17 protein-coding genes and 1 pseudogene are annotated in these 18,041 nt (G+C 42.5%); 11 read left to right on the top strand and 7 right to left on the bottom strand.

The window, feature by feature from the left end; translation table 11 throughout:
- Positions 1–30: 30 nt before the first annotated feature.
- Positions 31–825 (top strand): phenylalanine 4-monooxygenase, encoded by a 795-nt coding sequence (gene phhA / locus SU60_RS01620; protein WP_041154008.1) that lies wholly within the window; start codon positions 31–33, stop codon positions 823–825.
- Complete coding sequence (locus SU60_RS01615; protein WP_041154007.1) at positions 815–1,144, top strand: 4a-hydroxytetrahydrobiopterin dehydratase; 330 nt, start codon at positions 815–817, stop codon at positions 1,142–1,144. The genes phhA and SU60_RS01615 overlap by 11 nt, the downstream gene beginning before the upstream one ends.
- Before the next feature lie 74 nt (positions 1,145–1,218).
- Here SU60_RS01615 and SU60_RS01610 read toward each other — a convergent pair whose 3' ends face one another.
- Positions 1,219–2,988 carry a choice-of-anchor I family protein gene (locus SU60_RS01610; protein ID WP_041154006.1) on the bottom strand — a complete coding sequence of 590 codons (1,770 nt, stop codon included), beginning with the start codon at positions 2,986–2,988 and terminating at the stop codon, positions 1,219–1,221.
- A gap of 212 nt (positions 2,989–3,200) precedes the next feature.
- Here SU60_RS01610 and SU60_RS01605 point away from each other — a divergent pair, with 212 nt between their 5' ends.
- The gene (locus tag SU60_RS01605; protein WP_041154005.1) at positions 3,201–3,545 is read left to right on the top strand and encodes a HopJ type III effector protein; all 345 of its coding nucleotides are present in this window, start codon (positions 3,201–3,203) and stop codon (positions 3,543–3,545) included.
- A 50-nt stretch (positions 3,546–3,595) separates the two neighbouring features.
- Here the strand turns inward: SU60_RS01605 and SU60_RS01600 are convergent, their stop codons facing one another.
- Complete coding sequence (locus SU60_RS01600) at positions 3,596–3,904, bottom strand: cysteine-rich CWC family protein (RefSeq protein WP_041154004.1); 309 nt, start codon at positions 3,902–3,904, stop codon at positions 3,596–3,598.
- Positions 3,905–4,045: 141 nt separating this feature from the next.
- Here SU60_RS01600 and SU60_RS01595 point away from each other — a divergent pair, with 141 nt between their 5' ends.
- Positions 4,046–4,261 carry a DUF3820 family protein gene (locus SU60_RS01595; protein WP_005375557.1) on the top strand — a complete coding sequence of 72 codons (216 nt, stop codon included), beginning with the start codon at positions 4,046–4,048 and terminating at the stop codon, positions 4,259–4,261.
- 284 nt (positions 4,262–4,545) lie between these two features.
- Here the strand turns inward: SU60_RS01595 and SU60_RS01590 are convergent, their stop codons facing one another.
- The 3 genes from SU60_RS01590 to SU60_RS01580 all read right to left on the bottom strand — a co-directional run bounded on the left by SU60_RS01590 (position 4,546) and on the right by SU60_RS01580 (position 6,668).
- Positions 4,546–5,277 (bottom strand): hypothetical protein, encoded by a 732-nt coding sequence (locus tag SU60_RS01590; protein ID WP_245228334.1) that lies wholly within the window; start codon positions 5,275–5,277, stop codon positions 4,546–4,548.
- Between the two features lie 146 nt (positions 5,278–5,423).
- Complete coding sequence (locus tag SU60_RS01585) at positions 5,424–5,936, bottom strand: hypothetical protein (RefSeq protein ID WP_245228333.1); 513 nt, start codon at positions 5,934–5,936, stop codon at positions 5,424–5,426.
- Between the two features lie 255 nt (positions 5,937–6,191).
- On the bottom strand, positions 6,192–6,668 hold the full coding sequence (locus tag SU60_RS01580) for a hypothetical protein (RefSeq protein WP_245228332.1): 477 nt from the start codon (positions 6,666–6,668) through the stop codon (positions 6,192–6,194).
- Positions 6,669–6,850: 182 nt separating this feature from the next.
- On the opposite strand from SU60_RS01580, the pseudogene SU60_RS21105 reads away from it, so the two are divergent.
- Positions 6,851–6,973 (top strand): annotated as a pseudogene (locus SU60_RS21105) (putative quorum-sensing-regulated virulence factor); the annotation flags it as partial.
- A 135-nt stretch (positions 6,974–7,108) separates the two neighbouring features.
- Here the strand turns inward: SU60_RS21105 and SU60_RS01575 are convergent.
- Positions 7,109–8,236, bottom strand: coding sequence for a 5-methyltetrahydropteroyltriglutamate--homocysteine S-methyltransferase (locus SU60_RS01575; protein ID WP_209419656.1), 1,128 nt, complete (start codon positions 8,234–8,236; stop codon positions 7,109–7,111).
- A 665-nt stretch (positions 8,237–8,901) separates the two neighbouring features.
- On the opposite strand from SU60_RS01575, the gene zigA reads away from it, so the two are divergent.
- Both zigA and SU60_RS21890 read left to right on the top strand, forming a co-directional pair.
- Positions 8,902–10,107 carry a zinc metallochaperone GTPase ZigA gene (gene zigA / locus SU60_RS01570; RefSeq protein ID WP_041154001.1) on the top strand — a complete coding sequence of 402 codons (1,206 nt, stop codon included), beginning with the start codon at positions 8,902–8,904 and terminating at the stop codon, positions 10,105–10,107.
- A gap of 237 nt (positions 10,108–10,344) precedes the next feature.
- Positions 10,345–10,518: a hypothetical protein gene (locus SU60_RS21890; RefSeq protein ID WP_164833020.1), complete on the top strand. Its 174-nt coding sequence runs from the start codon at positions 10,345–10,347 to the stop codon at positions 10,516–10,518.
- Between the two features lie 5 nt (positions 10,519–10,523).
- Here the strand turns inward: SU60_RS21890 and SU60_RS01560 are convergent, their stop codons facing one another.
- Positions 10,524–11,405 (bottom strand): helix-turn-helix domain-containing protein, encoded by an 882-nt coding sequence (locus SU60_RS01560; RefSeq protein WP_041153999.1) that lies wholly within the window; start codon positions 11,403–11,405, stop codon positions 10,524–10,526.
- A 244-nt stretch (positions 11,406–11,649) separates the two neighbouring features.
- On the opposite strand from SU60_RS01560, the gene SU60_RS01555 reads away from it, so the two are divergent.
- From SU60_RS01555 to SU60_RS01540, 4 genes are all read left to right on the top strand, one after another.
- Positions 11,650–12,990 carry an MATE family efflux transporter gene (locus tag SU60_RS01555; protein WP_415679408.1) on the top strand — a complete coding sequence of 447 codons (1,341 nt, stop codon included), beginning with the start codon at positions 11,650–11,652 and terminating at the stop codon, positions 12,988–12,990.
- A 343-nt stretch (positions 12,991–13,333) separates the two neighbouring features.
- Complete coding sequence (locus SU60_RS01550) at positions 13,334–14,605, top strand: carbohydrate porin (RefSeq protein ID WP_041153997.1); 1,272 nt, start codon at positions 13,334–13,336, stop codon at positions 14,603–14,605.
- A gap of 142 nt (positions 14,606–14,747) precedes the next feature.
- Positions 14,748–16,835, top strand: coding sequence for a methyl-accepting chemotaxis protein (locus tag SU60_RS01545; RefSeq protein WP_245228331.1), 2,088 nt, complete (start codon positions 14,748–14,750; stop codon positions 16,833–16,835).
- Positions 16,836–17,018: 183 nt separating this feature from the next.
- Positions 17,019–18,026: a LacI family DNA-binding transcriptional regulator gene (locus SU60_RS01540; protein ID WP_041153996.1), complete on the top strand. Its 1,008-nt coding sequence runs from the start codon at positions 17,019–17,021 to the stop codon at positions 18,024–18,026.
- Positions 18,027–18,041 lie beyond the last annotated feature (15 nt).

The raw sequence follows: 18,041 nt of genomic DNA, 5'->3' as shown, positions 1-18,041 counted from the left end.
ATGTAAAAGGATTGTTAATCGAGGTGTGCCATGACTCAGTATCATTCTAAGCCTGTCAACCAGGAAGGGAAGGTTGAATGGAGCCCAGAGGAAGACGCGATTTGGCGCGATCTGGTCAGCCGACAAATGAGTGTGATTCAAGATCGTGCTTGTGATGCGTATCTACACGGTTTGGCGTTGCTTAACTTGCCAACCGATCGTGTCCCCCAGCTCCCTGAAGTAAACAAAGTGTTGAAGGAGGCAACAGGCTGGCAGGTAGAGCCTGTGCCTGCGCTCATTGACTTCGATCGATTTTTTAATCTGTTAGGTAACAAACGATTCCCTGTCGCTACGTTTCTTCGCAGTCGTGAGGAATTCGATTATTTACAGGAACCCGATTTTTTCCACGAAATATTTGGTCACTGTGCGATGTTAACCAATCCCGATTTTGCTGCATTTACTGAACACTATGGGCAACTCGGTCAAGCGGCAACGTCTAAGCAGAGAGCCTATCTCGCCCGTCTATATTGGTTTACGGTTGAGTTTGGCCTGGTTAAAGAAGGTAACCGTACAAAAATATACGGAGGAGGTATTTTGTCTTCTCCGGGGGAAACCATCTACGCATTGGAAAGCGATGAGGCGATTCGTGAGGAATTCGACTTACAAACGGTGTTAAGAACGCCTTATCGGATCGATATCATGCAGCCCAAGTATTATGTGATAGATGATTTTTCACAATTGTATCGCATTAGCCAGTTAAATCTTTTAAAGCAAGCCGATCTCGCGATTGACGCTGGTTTGCTTCCTCCACTCTTTGAACCAAAGGAACCCGCTCATGTTGAATGAACAAAAATGCGAAGCTTGTAGCCTCGACGCCATCGCCTTAAATACAGAGGAACAACAGTCTCTACTTCTGCAACTGTCAGACTGGAAAATCCTAGACAGAGACGGCATTTCTCAACTCGAGAAGGTGTATAAATTTAAGAACTTTAAGCAAGCTTGGGCATTCACCAACCAGATAGCTGAGTTGGCTGAAGAGGAGTTTCACCATCCATCAATTCTATTAGAGTGGGGGAAGGTGACGGTAACATGGTGGAGTCACTCGATTAAGGGGTTACACAAGAATGACTTTATCTGTGCGTCCAAGTGCGATGAGCTGATATAGTATTGCCCTCATAGAGCAAAGTACCACGCCGCATACCGACGCGGGCGTGGTTTTTTTACGTATTTGTTGTCGTCTTAGAATTCTATTCGATATACAGAGGTAGTACCCGATACCTCATTGCCTACCGCAATAAAGTGATGGTCATTGCGAGTAAAGTAATGGATCGACTCCGGACCTAAATCGCCTGCTTTTGGGTTGTAGGTATCGTTCGCACATTCACCGTCGTCAACTTCGGTGCAGACAGGCTGGCCGTAATCACGGTGATTAACATAGTGCAGGAACTTAGCTTGCTCAGGAATGGTAATATCGTAAACCATGATTCCGCCTTGGCGCTCCAGGCCAATAAAGGCGTAGTCGCGGTTGTTGATATGCGCAATTTCAATCGCTTCTGGTTCCGTCCCCTTATCATCGCTGCGGTCATCACCACTGCTATTGTTGTCGTTGGTGCTGTTAAAGTTTTGACCTTGATTTTGGTAAGCGAACGTTGCAAATTCATCACCACTATCAAAAACAAGTTTGCCATTCTCATCCCAAATGGAGAAAGATCGCGCGCCAAAAGCCTGTACATTCTCGTTGGCAGACAACGTCTTTTCTGGCTTGATTACTTTAAGACGTGCCAATTGGTCGTTGTCCTTGAGCGCGTCTGCAAGAGGGTGAGCACTCTCCACGTTAAGCTTTTTCCCTCGGACTTCATCAACATGGCTTAGACAGGTACCTTGTTTACTGGCGTAATCATCGCTACCCGCGTAGTCATCTTCATCCCACTTAAAGCCTTTTTGATCGCACAGCTCTTGAGTGGTTGTAAATCCGTATTCACGGCCATCACCTTCGTTAGCAGAGACGATGTAAGTTTTCCCATTAACCGTATAGCTATCTAACGTATCTGGCATGTATAAGCCGACCAATTGAGGATAGCTTTTGAAGTTACCAACGGTTTTGTCTTTGTTTGATGCATCTAATTTAGAGTCTGACCACGATTTCTCACCTAAGGCGACGATCTTCTCTACAGATTTGCTTTCTGGGTTGATGATCGCCAAGGCGTTGTTTTCCTGTAAGGCGACATAGATTTTTCCATTCGCTCCAAACGTTAAGTATTCTGGCTCAAGGTCTTGCGCAACACTTGCGTTTGGCGCAGAAATGCGGACATGTTCTGGTAGTTCGTTTTTCCTGCCTTTATCAAACTCATTGAAGCCGATTTGAGTCACTTGCGCACTTTTTACGCCTGTACTTAGATCAATGAGCGTGACGCTACCTTCAGGATCGACGCTGTAGTCGCCATTGGGTTCGCCTTCATTGGCGGTCGCAATGTAACGACCGTCTTTAGAGAAGCCCACCATATCTGGTAGTGCACCAGCAGGATAGGTTGTGATGAGCTCAAGGGAGTCCGAACGGTATAGTGCTATGATGCCGTTGTGTTGTTTGTTGCTGTTTTCTATCGCAACCGCGATGAGACCACCATTGACCGCCACACTGTTCGCGGCGCCGATCTCAACCCCGGCTGATTTCCCAGCGCTTGTTAAGTCAATGTAGGTGTTTGATGAAGGTACGCTATTGTCATCCATTTCTAACACATCAACGCGTTGTGCTTGCGCATTTACTACATAAAGCTTATCAGTACACGCATCGTAGGTAACAATCTCTGCCGCTGAAGTGTTAAAAGGCGAACTTGCCACTGAAGTGCCGACAAACGTTAGACCCTTAAGGGGGACTCCTGTTGAAGTCGGTGCGTTAGTCGGTTTACATTGTAAACTGTACGTTGTGTTTGCCTCTTCGGCTTGCACACTACATGCAATGGCGAGGGAAGAAAGAGCGAATACTCTGATTGCCTTAACGGTTGTGTTCATGGTTTTTCCTAATTGAGTTGATGCAACAGAGTTCAATGCATGGAATAATTATTCAGGTTTTTGAGTAAAAGACGTTGGTGCATTGACTTGAGCGTATTTTGTTAACGCATTGAATGTATGTATTATTCATGACCTTTGTATTAGCTTTTTATGAAACATATATGTCACTTGTTGTTCGAAACAGAGCAGTGGCAAGAGGATTTGGAATTTACATGGAACTGAAACAATTTTTGGATGCACTTGCGTCACAACCAGAGAAAATCGAATTTGAAACCACAATCGCGGTCATTGAGGCAAATTACGATTTCACGCCAACGTCTTTTATAAACGGCGAGATACAAAATGGTGCCGGAGAGAATAATGGTTCGTGTAAGATCTTTGCGTTTGGTTTACTCAACGGTTTGGACAAGGATGCGACGTTAGCTTGCTTTGGTCGTTTTTACCGTGAGGATGTCTTACAACACCCAGATAACAACGACCATCAGAATATTCGTAATTTTATGGTAACAGGGTGGGATGGTGTGAAGTTCGATGCCCAAGCACTGGCGGTGAAGTAAACGTTTCTACCCAAACAACGGCCATACATGGGTTGTTTGGGTAAAATTTATTATTCGATAGGCTTCTTCTCTAAGCATTTACGGCAAAGGCATTTTTGCCCTTGTTGTGGTTTTGGTAGCTCTCTGGATTCAACGTCAAAGCACCAGCAGGTTTCTTTCCCTGCCTCGATATCGCAGTGAGATTGGCTACCACACTCAGGACAGTCATGTGTTGAGTCGTTACCTGTGATCTGCTCGATGAGCTCGTCTCGCTGCTCATCCGTTTTATCTTTCCATTGAATAATTTCTGTAATTGTCCGATGGCAACCAGAACAGATACCGCCATTGTTCTTGCATGCGGCACGACAAGGTGACTTCATTTTATTCTCATAACTCGTTCTTAATGTCGCGTACTCTAGCATAAAGAGAACATTGGATGGGAATATCATGCAGGAGAACTATCCAGATGGTTTGGGTATAATAGTAAACAACATTGCTAACGCACCTGAACAGATAATCTTATGTTAGAAAAAGAAAACTTGATAAAACTGGCGAGAATGCAGATGCCCTTCGGTAAGTATGCAGGAAGAGTGCTTATTGATTTACCAGAAGAGTATTTACTGTGGTTCGATAAAAAAGGCTGGCCGAGTGGTGAACTAGGCGATTTGCTCAAGCTGTGTTTAGCTCTCAAAATTGAGGGGTTAGACAGTGTGGTTAAACCTTTGAAACGGATGTAATTCCTCAGGGTGATACTAAGTCAGCGAACAGATTTTACCTTAGGCATGTCAGAACGTTATCGTGTTACATGCCTCGTCAGCACACCTTTGGACATAACCTTGTCAGTTATATTGCTCAATTAGGATGTAACGGATTAGGTGAGGTATGGGAAAGTAACGCCTTGCTAAGGTGCGGCTAACACCACGAAAACCAATCAAAGCCACCGTAATCACCATACTCAACCAAACCAAAAATGCCAAAGGTTAGCCGTCACTCTTGAGCAATTTGTTAAGTGCCGTGTCAATTAAAACCCTATACCCATCGTTTTCCAGTCTCGTTCCCAGTTTTCATATGCCCCTAATGCCATCAGTATTTCCTGATACTCATGTTTATACATTTCAGGGTTAGGAGCGAGCAGCTCTTGCTCTGCTTTCAGTGCTAGATAGTTAAGCAGCTTAGCTCTTTTCTGAAACAACCTCCAAGTCACAACAGCACTCCACCTATGCTCATCTAATGGGCAGGCTTCACTCAAATCTTTAGCTGATTGCTCAATCAGATATAGATACCGTCTAAAGATATATTCCGCACTTTGTATCAACCGTGAAGCGTGGATGACATCATCTAAAATATAAATTGGCTCAGCTTGTTCAGAAACCTTTTGAAGCTCACTATCCAAACAGAAAGCCAATTCAATACCTAAATGCTTTTCAATTGGCAGCATACTCTCGATAGACAGTTGATTGGTGCGTTCTAAGCTCTCTTTGATCCTAGTTACGTGTTCATCAAATGCCTTATCTCGAGCCTGTTTCTTTATTGAGTTGCGTTGCTCTGAAAGTTGTTCTCTGATTCCCAAATAAGCTAAGAACGCTAATAAGGAGCCAAGTGTACCCCCAATATATGAACCAAAACTTGCCCAATCTTGTTGTTTTTCAGAGAATAAAGGAATGTGTACCACGTTAAAATTAACAAAGTACAACGACAACAATACTATTGTCGCAGTTAGGATAAAAATCCAAAATTGCCGTATAAACTTCAAACATCCTCCTAGGCACTTAACGCCGAATTAAGGAATGAGCCACGCTACCACGATACTAAAATTGAACGCCGTAAACACTAAACTAGACCCAAACCAAAATTGCCAAGCGTGGGGAGTCACTCTTAAACTGTTTGTATGGACAATTTCTAGAACAAGATATTTTGCATATTTATAACTCCCGCAACTACCTTGTAGAAAGGTTGGTCATTTTTATCACAGAGTTCAATAAAAGCCTTATAAGTTGTACTCTTGGTAAAAAGTAATGTTACTTCATCAACGTCAAACTCAAAGTCACCTTTGACTCTCCATTCACGCTCATGCGTCCAGTCAATGATGAAGTCTGGATTTGAAAGATCAAAGTTAACAATACGCCACCATTCTGACTCTGGTAAGTATTTCTTGGCTTCAGCAGTTTTGTCGTAAATCACAGGACGACCACCACTCGTATAAATCTTTTGCTTTGAGAACATGAAACCGCAAGGATGATATCTTGTTTTGTTCGTATGACCGCTTGTCCTAAGTTTTTGCTCAAACCAAGTGTTCTGACAAACTGAACTCAAAGGTGCGTCTTGAAAACAAACTGCGGTGTGTTTGCCAACGATAAAACCTTGCTCAGTGGAGCTACCTTTTAATGTACGTTCCGTCAGTATTTTAAACATAAGTTCAGCAACAGCCGCATTGTCCGTTGCTCGTGTTAAATGAACCAGCCCAGTTGATAAATCAGAACGCTCTGAATAGCGATTTCGCCAATCTTCAAACTTGTACGACATATTTACCTTATCACATAACGTCCGCTTAAGAGGCAGACAACGTACAACCACGGAACTCAGCCATAACAGCCGTAAGCAAAATTGCTCATTTGAACTGAAAGTGCCATGCGTTGGCTGTCCCTCTTGAAGTGTTTGCTAGCATTATTAATGCATCTTCTCTGCATCATAGCGACAAGTTTGGCACTTAAAATCTTCTTCTAAATATGCTTGGTATAAAGATTCATCATCAACAATACCACCATTGATACATGATGATTCATAGTTACCATCTTCGTCCTCTACGAAACCTATTGGCCCTTCACAAACAACTTCTTCAAGCAAAGGGCGAATTACGTTTTCATAATGGTAAATTTGTTTGCCCTTAATTGACGATAACTCGCCATTATTACCTCTCAATATTTGAGCAACAATTAAGCTAATACTGCCATCCAAACCACAGTCAGCAGCTTTTTCCATAATATAATGCTCATTATCAATTAGGTGGTTGATAACCTCTAAGTTCATTTTTTCTATCTCCGATTTAAATATTAGGTTTGGGAATAAGCTAACGCTTTTCAGACGGAGTTTTTCCGCCTTTGCTTTCGGTCTATCTTGCTCGTATCCATTATGCAACTCAAGCAATATTAGCTTGTTATGTGATTATTACTTGTGTATGTGGAGGGTAGAATGCTGCTTACGCAGTACAATTAGGTTTAGTAAGTTAAAAGTAGATGAATAACATATGAATGAGCTTTTGCCCTAACTGATAAAGGGGCACAAATGAGTTACAGTAATGAAACGAAAGAAAATTCCCAAAGACATTTGTTATTTTATGGCTCGATAAAAAGGCTGGCCCAGCGGAGAGTTGGGGAGATTTGCTTAAGTTATGTTTAGTCTTGAAAATTGAAGGCCTAGATAACGTGGTTAAGCCTTTAAAGCGGATGTAACCTGGCTTAGAGCCACTTTCACACAATTTAATTTAATGCCTATTTCTTAATGCATTTCAGTCAAAAGGGGCAGAGTCTCAGTCTGACCCTTTTTGCTACATTTCCCTGTCCTCAAATCATGGTCAGTAGCGCTGATTATTGCCAAACCTCTTTGGCGATATCGACGACATGTTTAAGCTTGTTCCATTGTTCTTGCTCCGATAGAACATTGCCTTCTTCTGTTGAGGCAAAGCCACATTGTGGACTGAGACGAAGTTGGTTTAACGGAAGGTATTTTGACGCTTCATTGATGCGAGCTTTGATAGCTTCTTTATCTTCAAGTTCAGGTGTTTTTGATGTCACTAAGCCAAGCACTACGAACAAATCATCGCGTTTTACATGCTGCAACCCTTCGAAACCGCCGGAACGTTCGTCATCGAACTCAAGGAATAAACCGTCGACATTAAGCTTACCGAAAATGGTTTCTGCAACGGCGTCGTAGCTGCCCGAGCCGAAATAGGTTGAACGAAAGTTTCCACGGCAGATGTGCATGGTAATCAGCATATCTTGCGGTTTATGTTTGATTGATTCGTTGAGAAGCTGTTCAAAGTCTACGAGTAACTCTTGAGTGTTATAGCCAAGTGCTTCGAGACCGGAGATCCCTTCGTCCGATAAGAATGAGGCCCATGCGGTATCGTCAAGTTGAAGGTAACGACAGCCTTTCTCATAAAATGCTTGAATCGCATCTTGGTATGCTTTGGCGAGGTCGGCAATGAATTGTTCACGACTATTTTGATAGCATGCGTATTCGTTTTTGCCACGTAATAGGAGCATGTTTGGGCTTGGAATTGTTTGCTTGGCGACATGCTCACGTGGATCTAACAGTGAAGCGAGAAACTCAAAATCATTGAGGAAGGAATGCTCTGGATTAAATGACACTTTATCAACAATCTTGATACTGTGGGTTTTAGGTTTTATACCCTTAAAGTTCAGTGGCACATCTGGTGTGTAGCCTTCGACACCGTTTAGGCCTTCTAGAAAGTCAAAATGCCACCATGCGCGCGAATACTCCCCGTCAGTGATTGCTGTTAAGCCTGCGTTGATCTGTTGCTCTACGTGCAGACGCGTTTCTTGCTGCTGAACACTAACCAAATCTTGATAAGAAATTTCGTTATTTTGGTACTGAAGACGTGCAGTCTTTAACGTGGCACTGCGAAGAAGGCTGCCAACTTGGTCTGCGTAGAAAGGAGTAGAGGTGGTATTAATATTATTGTTCGTCGACATAAAATTGCCTTAATTTTGCATACGTCTAGATGGCTAAATGATTGCGTGATATTCATCTGAGTGCAATTGAAGTTTTGTTATAGTCAACGTGAATAAAATTCATGTAGGGTTAAGTGTAATTAACTAACCTAATGCTTATGTTATTCAAGTAAAAGTGTATTCACTCAGGTTACATCGTTTCTTCATCATCGAAAGAAGTTCAACGCTTACACTCAAGTGATAGCACTGCTTAAGGCGGGTGAGTGTCGTGATACTTCTCCTGTTCGTGGTTCATAAACCGCTTGTCGTAGGAATAACAACGCCAAGTAGAGCTTGTTTAAACGTAACGTTCGCCTAATTTTTCTGACTCAAAGGCATAAAGTTGATTACTCTGTGTGTTATGTTATAACATTTCTATCAAGGGTGTATCATAACTGTATGGGCGGTCAAAGGTTCGACGAAGCGATAATCATGTTGAGATTAAACACTCTGTTGATTTTCGCATAGGCATGGACCGCTAAATTTGGTCAAGACCTTATTTTAGGATACACCGACAGTCCCAGTAGTGGCCTTCATCGTGACTGGGCTATTTATCGTATCGAGCATTATTTGGAAAGTTCGCGATAAATAACAAGTCGTCGAAAGCGTTAATACAATAATAACAATATCAATTTGGAGTGAGTGAAATGAGTCAGAAAAAAATTGCGGTGACGGTGCTTTCGGGGTTTCTCGGGGCGGGGAAAACCACAGTGTTAAGCCATATTCTTAATAATCGCGACGGTAAGCGGGTCGCGGTAATTGTTAACGACATGAGTGAAATCAATATTGATTCCGCAACGGTGAAAAACGAGGTGTCGTTGAATCATAAAGAAGAAAAGTTGATAGAAATGAGCAACGGCTGTATTTGCTGTACGCTGCGTGAAGATCTACTAGTCGAAGTGACCAAGCTGGCCAAGGAAGGTCGCTTTGACAACCTGGTTATCGAATCTACGGGTATTGCTGAGCCACTTCCCGTTGCTGAAACCTTTACTTTTGCCGACGACAATGGCGTATCGCTGTCAGATGTCGCCACGTTAGATACCATGGTGACCGTAGTCGATGCGATGAATTTTCTGCGTGACTATGAAGCGGCGCAATCTTTACAGGAAACGGGTGAGTACCTAGGAGAAGACGACCATCGAAGTGTTTCTGATTTGTTGATTGATCAAGTTGAATTTGCAGATGTGATTTTGATCAGCAAAACGGATCTTGCTGAAACTAAAGAAGTTGAGCGTTTAAAAGCGATTTTGAAAACCCTAAATACGGATGCACGAATTGTTGCGGTACAGAATGGGCAAGTCGATATCTCGGAGGTGTTAGATACCGGCCTATTTGATTTTGAGCGAGCACAACAATCGCCCGGGTGGCTCAAAGAACTTAGAGGCGAACACATACCGGAAACGGAAGAGTATGGCATCAGTAGTTTTAGTTATCGGGCTCGTCGACCTTTTCATCCGGAAAAATTCTTTCAGGTGCTGCACAACCTAACTCATTTTGGCAAGTTAATTCGGTCAAAAGGATATTTTTGGCTCGCATCCCGTCCGGAATTTGCTGGACAGTGGAACCAAGCTGGAGGAATCGCTGACTATGGTTTTGCTGGTATGTTTTGGAAAGCGATCCCCAAAACGCAATGGCCAACTGATCCTGAATATTTGAAATCTATAGAAGACATTTGGGTTGAGCCATTTGGTGATATGCGCCAAGAGCTGGTGTTTATCGGGCAAGGATTAGATAAAACAGCAATGACACAAGCACTTGATGATTGTCTACTTAGTGACGAAGAGTTCGCAGCGGGTCAAGCCTCATGGCTGTCGTTACCGGATCCATTTCCTGTTTGGGAGGAAGAGTTATGAGCATAAATGTAATCAACAGTGCCGAGCGTACTCTGCCACATTTATAAGCCTGATCGACGATTACTTCTTACATTGGATGTCATCTATACAAATGCGAAACATAAAGAGCATTGATGAGATTATGGATCAGGCAAAAAAATCTATCTTGCTCGGCATAAGCAACTCACGACTAAACGGAAATTGATACTGGGTTCACTGCTGCTAGTTGACTTGAAAGTAGAGTGTCGGAAAGCGGTTTTGATCATTGGGAATGGTATTTGTGGTTACAATCTCACGAAAGACGGACTGATGGAGTTTGAGCTGGATGATTGCCCAGAAAGCCGTCTTGAGATCATTGCTGATTCGTTAGATGAAGGCTTTGAAGAACAAGTGCTTCGTTGTTTACGGATAGGAAAATTTACAGTTAATTAAGCTATCTATGTTTGGAGATTGATTCTTTGCTTCATATATTGGCGAGGGCTTAATGCATATTTCTTTTTAAAACATTTGGAAAAATAATTACTGTCGCTAAACCCCGATTGTTCCGCAACTTTTTGAATCTGAGTGGCGTTTCCACTCGTTAGCAGTGCATAAGCATACTTTAGCTGCATTTCTCGTAAATAGTGGTTAGGGGAGGTGTTGAGGAATTGTTTAAACAGTCTTTCTAGCTGCCTTTGGCTGGTAAAAGCCGCTTGAGCAATATCACGACTATTCAAGTTGATATTGGTAAAATTTTGTTCAATAAATATCAGTGCTCTTCCTAATGCCATGGTCGTTTGAGGGAGGTCTTGCGTTTGTTGCTGGTACATACGAGCTAATGTAACAGCCAGTTGCTGCATTAAACTGGTGAGCATCATTTCAAAACCGGTTTCGCCTTGTTCATATTCGTGGCCGATTGCTTGAATGAGTTGAGTCACGATAGGCAACTGTTCGTCATTTAACGTCAGTTGTGCTCTGTACTTATTCTTTTGACGGGCGATAGGTTCAACTTTGAACATCGCCTGGTAGCCCGAAAGTCGTTTTAGTGATGGCGTCTCAAAAAATGGCGATCCCGCTTCAAACATTAAGTTAATAATCCTTAAGTCCTCAACATCTTGAAACGCATGTTCAATATTGCCATTGATCACAAAGATATCACCAGCCTTCAGTGGATAAGCATAAGACGAAACTAAGTGGTTGCCTTTACCGCTGATCACTAAAAAGAGTTCAGAATAGTCATGCCTGTGTAAGCCAAAGTCCTGGCCGTGATAACAGTCGAGATAGGCAAATTTAAAATGAGGGTATCGTTGATGATGCTCCAGGTGATACGTGGTATTCATGTCGCTATTTTCCTTTTTCCAGTCGCGTTTTTGGTAGAAAGTAGTGAGTCCCTATCATATTCTTATTACCCCCAAGATATCAAACTCAAATCAATGCCTTACTAAGAGCGAATCAATTTTCGCTGAACAAGCATCCTGAGGTGACTTGAGTATGTTTAGAGTTTACCAAGCTTTTATCTAGCCCAGTGACTATGTCTCGCGGTTTCATGCAGGGACGGTTTCCATATTTCTTTTCAAGGTCAAAATGATGTCCAAAAACGAAAATCTTCATCAGCGTATGTCTATTGTTGCTCTAACGTGGCCGATCTTAGTGGAAATTCTGCTAAGAACAGCAATAGGCACCAGTGATGTATTCATGCTTTCAAGTTATTCAGATAAAGCAGTATCGGCGGTTGGTGTCATTACCCAGTTGTCGTTTTTCCTGATTATTGTTTCCACGTTCGTGAGTAGCGGAACGGGTATCCTAATAGCTCAATACAATGGCTCTGAACGAACGCAAGACTCGACCGATGTCGGTGTTGCTAGCATTGCGCTCTCTGTCGCTGTTGGTCTGTTGTTGAGTATGATTGCGGTGCTGGGGGCATTCTATTTTCTACCTTTTTATGGACTTGAGGCGTTAGTAGAGCTGTACGCTAAAGAGTATCTCATTATAAGTGGCGCGATGACGTTCAACGTCACGATTGGTATTGCATTGACGACGATCTTGCGTAGCTATGGTTACTCTCGTTCGCCAATGGTGGTCAATTTGATCAGTGGTTTGATTAATCTCATTGGTAACTACATCGCGCTATATCAACCTTTTGGCTTGCCTGTCTATGGCGTGCAAGGCGTTGCAATTGCCACGGTGATTAGCCAAGCACTCGGTACGGTGATTCTTGGAGTGATACTCAGTAAAAGTTCAATTTCCTTACCTATGCGGTCACTAAGGCAAATTCCACCAGCGGTATACAGCAGAATTCTTAAAATTGGTGGCATGAATGCGGGTGAATCCCTTTCTTACAATATGGCTCAGATTGCGATTGTTTATTTTGTGGTGCAAATGGGCACGGCTTCACTTGCTGCCTTTACTTACGCCCAGAACATCGCCCGTTTTTCGTTTGCGTTCGCTTTAGCCATAGGGCAAGCAACTCAGATCCAGGCTGGTTACTATATAGGAAAAGGATGGATAGAAAGCATTCTTAAACGCGTTCAAATCTATTTCTTGGTGAGCTTTGCGGTTTCTATTACTGCTGCGAGTACGATTTACTTTTTTAGAGAAGCGATAGTTTCGGTATTTACCGATCAACCGGACATCTTCTATTTGACAGGGTCACTATTATTGGGCTCGATCATTTTGGAAGCAGGGCGGGTGTTTAACTTGGTTTTTATATCCGGCTTGAAAGGCGCTGGCGATGTTCGATTCCCTGTCCAAATTGGAATTGTATGCATGTGGGGTATTGGCGTTTTATGTGCTTATCTTTTCGGTATTCACTGGGGCTATGGTGTTCTTGGTGCATGGATGGCGATTGCTTTAGACGAGTGGGTTCGAGGGATAATTATGCTCATTAGGTGGCGATCTTCCACTTGGATAAGATTCAAATTTTAATAACAGAAAGCTTTTAAATAAGAGTTATTTAAGAACCCCTCTTGAATATTTCATGATTATGAAATGTTTCAAAGAGGGGTTCTTTTTTAGCCGTATATTGCCGCTATATTTCGTGACAAAATTCTCCATTTCTCATGAAAAGAAAGCGATTTCATTATTTTAATTGTTGCTATTATGTATTTAAGTTGTTGATTGTTATTTTGTTTTTTCTTCTTCTGTTTGTTGGTTTGTTTCATGATGATTTCTTCTGTTCTCGGATGTGAAGTCGACATGTGTTTTCAAGTCTTTCATTGCTTAAGATTTTATCGAATTAAAAACAAACATAAAAAAACAGGGAAATAAGATGAAAAACTTCAAAGTCTTACCAATAACTTTAGCGGTGGCCGCTTCTCTTAGTTCTGTCTCTGCATTTGCTGCTGAATCTACTATTGCTGATTTAGAAAAACGCATCCAAGAGTTAGAAGCTAAAACGGTACAGCTTGACTATGTTGATGACCAACAACAAGCGGTATTAACTCCAGAAACAAAAGTACCAGAAGGCCTTGTGTTCTCTGGTTATGCTCGTTATGGCGCGCATTATTCAGATGGTGATAGCCGTTATGTTAATGTGGGTAGTACAGGTCGCTCAGTAGGCCGTCTGGGTAACGAAGCTAACGGTGGTGAATTCCAGTTAGGTAAAATTTTCCAAGCAGACAGTGGCGCTAAATGGAACCTCGTTGTGATGATTGATGAGTGGGCGCATCGTGACTGGGGTTCTGATGGTGGTGTGAGCTTGAAAAAAGCATACGCTGGTGTCACTAACGTATTTGAAAGCCAGCCAGAGCTTTACATGTGGGCTGGTCGAGATTTCCACGGTCGTTTACAACAAGGTTTGAACGATTACTTTATATTCACACACGATGGTCAAGGTGGGGGTTTCAATAACCTAAACTTGGGCGGTGCTAAACTTGACATGGGCTTTGTCGGTAAAGTCGATGCGGAAGGTGGCAGTCTAAACAACGATACAGGCGTCTACGCAATCACTTCTAAACTTCACAGTATTGATGCAGGTATTGGTAATCTTGATCTTTACTTCAACTACGGTTTTGCTTCTGACGAAGCTGGCGATGATAAGAAAGACGAAAACTCATGGCAAGCAGGTGCTGTACTAGGATTAGGCAGTTCGAACAAACTCCTTGTGAAGTATGCTGATGGTGCTGACGATTCTGCGTTTGATTTGGCAGGCGATAAGCAAGTGCTATATACCAGTTTAGAAGGTAACTATGGCGTATCGAGTCAATTTATCATTGATTACATTGTCTCGTACAAAAATATCGCTGGTAACGATACTGATGAGAAAAATGAATACTCTGCTATCGTGCGTCCGCAATACCAATGGACTGACGTTCACTCAACTTGGTTTGAAGCGGGTTATGCAATGGAAGACTGGGACAACGATAAAGAAGTGACCGGTTGGAAAGCGACACTTTCTCAAAACTTATCTCTAGGTGGTCTACCTTGGAGCCGCCCAATGCTTCGCTTCTACACTACAGTAGGTGATGTTGAAACAACGGATGGTTCAACGACAAATGTGGATACTCTTGCTTTCGGCGCGATGTTCGAAGCTTGGTGGTAAACCAGTCAATCTTAATTGTCCATTCATGTCTTAGCCCCAAAGGCAGCTTATTGGGGCTGATATACTAGCAAACTTGACTCCATTTTTGGGCACTATCATAGGTGCCCTTTTTTTGTCCTTTTGATTAAGGCAGGAGTTGTCTATGGGTTGGTGGATTATGCCCTTTCAAACGTTAATTTCTCGTCTCTACTTTGGTTGTGTGTGTTTAATTGTGATCATGCTGAGTTCAGCATGGCTTTCTGTCAGTGGTAATCAGGATGTTACCGCAAAGATGGAATCTATTACTCAAGATGCAACTCCGTTGATGCTACGCTCAGCTCAGCTAACCATCGATTTTCTCAATATAAACCGTAACCTTACGCCTTATTTGTCTACTCAATATTTGGATGAGCTTCCCCCATTTGTTGCGTCAATTGAAAAGAGTATAGAGATCTATAATGCCCAACTTAATTGGTTTGTTTCTCAGACCAATCAGCGGCCAGAACTAAAAGATTTTGTTGAGCCAATTGCTGCTCAAAGTGAGAAGACCTTGAGCCTGTTGAGGGACGTTATTGCTGTTCATGCTCGTTATCTCGATCAGCTCGACCAGAGCTATTTTTTACAATCTAAATTTCAATCGGTAAACGCTCAACTTCGTAATGCATTGCAGCGAGCACTTAGTCAAGCCGAAACCGATGATGCTTTAAAAGCGTTAGACGGCTTATCCAGCCAAATTAGCCTTTTGCAAAATGAGGCTAGCGAGGTGTTCAAGTTACAAGATATGACGGAGGTTCGTGCGGTTGAGCGTCGGCTAGAAAATCGCCAACGTTACTTAGAAGAGAGTGAGCAGTTACTAATCAAGAAGTATTCTTCACTCTATTCTTCAATTGAAAAGCCGATGTCTGCACTTAAACAGTTGGCATTCGATTCAACAGGTGCAATAAAAATGCATGTTGCCGTGGTAGAGCAAACACAAGCCCGTAGTGCTCTTCGGTTAGATTTAGAGGAAAATATCGATACACAGTTAGCAAACATTGACAGCCTATCACATAGTGCAAATCACATTGCTAACCAACTTTTTGAGCAAGCAACACAAGCATCTAACGAAACCCGCACGCTGCTTATTAGTATCTCTTTGGGCTCGATTTTGGTCACTGTGTGTTTGGTTCTGAGTTTTACGAATATGGTTCGTAGGGCGACTAAGTTACTGCTTAATGCCTTGAATAAAATTGCCGCGAAAGATTTAACTTCAGAGGTAGAGTACTCAGCAAGTAATGAGTTTGGGCAAGTGGCAGAAAAGGTCAATTTGGTTGTGCGCCATCTTTCACTCATTATTGAACGAATTCGTCAATCAAGTGCGGAACTCAATAGTGCATCATTGACCAATCAAAATATCAGTAAGGAACTAAATAGCGCCATCTTCGAGCAAACCTCACAAACGGTGTCTGTAGCGTCTGCAATGGAGGAAATTGAGTGCTCGGTTAGCGAAATTGCCAAGTCTACCGAAGATACACTCAGCTTAGTGACGCAAGCCGTTGAACATTCTGATGAAGCTCAGAATGATATGACTGAAAATGTTGGCATGTTAGAGCGTCTTTCTGAAGAGCTTCATCAAGTAACAGAGACAAATCTGGCGTTGGAAAAAGAGAGTAAAAGTATTGCGTCTATATTAGATACCATCGCGGGCATTTCAGAGCAAACGAACTTGCTCGCACTAAATGCAGCAATAGAAGCTGCAAGGGCGGGAGACCATGGACGCGGTTTTTCTGTCGTCGCTGATGAAGTTCGAGTCCTCGCTGCCCAAACCACGAATAGTGCTCAGGAAATTAAAAATAAAATTGAACGTTTGCAGCGACAAACGGATCTCGCAGCATCACAGATTTCCGATTGCCTTTCAGGTATGAACCAAAGCATGCAACAAGCCAAGCGTGTCGATGGGCGCTTCGTTAAATTACATGTTCTTCTCAACCAAGTATCTCATCGCAGTCAGCAAATATCGTCAGCAACGAGTGCACATCAAGCTGTTGCTCGTGACGTAGTTGAAAATATCACTCAAATTCACACGCTGTCAGAGCAAAACTCACAGCGCTCAACACAAGTTGCTGAGCATGGTGAAAAGCTTGAGCGTTTAGCGGAAATTCAATTTGAGCTGACGGAAAGTTTCATTTTACAGCAGGAAGAGAGTGGCCAGCAGGAAGAGACGGATAAAAAGCAAAAGAGTGACAATGATGTCATCACCGAAGCGGTTTGAAGAGTGAATATTAATTCATGAAACAGTTTCATGGGAGTGGGGAAAACTGTAATAACTCTCAATGTTTCTTAATACTGAGTTTAACGTAAAAATTTAGTGTGACAATACTCACTAAAACTATTCCATGATTACTCAATAATTAGTTTGTAAGCGTTTTCAAGTGTCTTGGGAGTAGAGGTAACGGTGGCAACGATTAAAGACGTATCTGAGCATGCGGGGGTATCTCAGGCGACAGTATCCAGAGTTATTAATGGTACGAGTCGGGTGAGTCACGACAAGAAGTTAAAAGTTGAAAAAGCGATAAAAGAGCTGGGCTATCGCCCTAATTCTATCGCCCAAGCTTTAGCGTCGAGTCGAACTGGCAGCGTTGGAATTGTTGTTCCAGAACTCGGTGGCCCTTTTTATTCGGGCATTCTCCATAGCCTAGAAGAGCACCTGCGTCGCTTCGGCTACCATGCTGTTGTGACTGCAGGTTCAAATAATGAGAAGGAGCAACGTGAAGCGGTTGAATTTTTATTGGGACGTAAGGTTGATGCCTTGATTCTTCATGTACAGAGTCTGAGTGATGATTACTTGATTAATTTGGAAAGTCAGGGTGTCCCCGTCGTTTTATTGAACCGTTTTATCCCAGAGATGAGTCGGAGCTGTATTGATATTGATAACGAGTTTGGGGGGAAACTCGCGACTCAATATCTCTTAAAAATGGGGCATACAGAAATTGCTTGCATTACAGGTCCTTTAGATAAGTCTGATGCTAGAGGACGCTTACAAGGCTATCGAAAAGCCTTGGAAGAGGCGGGGTTAGAGTATAACGAAGTATTGGTTTCTGAAGCGGGTTTTACTGAAGAAACGGGTGTGAGTGCGACACAAAAATTGCTGAAGAGGGATTGCCAATTCACTGCCATTTTTGCGTCAAATGATCATATGGCATTTGGAGCATTTGAGGTGTTGCGGGAAGTGGGTTACTCGATTCCTGATGATGTTTCACTTGTCGGTTTTGACGACATCATCTTTGCTCGTTATCTCACCCCCTCTTTAACCACCATTAATTTTCCTATTGAGCAGATGAGCATTGAGGCGGTACAGCTCATTTTGCAAAAACTTAAAAAGACCAAACCAGATGTGAATTTCAAACTAAGCCCTGCGTTAGTTGTACGAAATTCTGTCAAGGATAAAACGAGTACCCTATAACTACACTAAGGATAA

It is taken from the genome of Vibrio mytili, assembly GCF_000830505.1.
Classification (GTDB): Bacteria; Pseudomonadota; Gammaproteobacteria; order Enterobacterales; family Vibrionaceae; genus Vibrio; species Vibrio mytili.
This window is presented reverse-complemented; position numbering and strand designations above follow the sequence as displayed.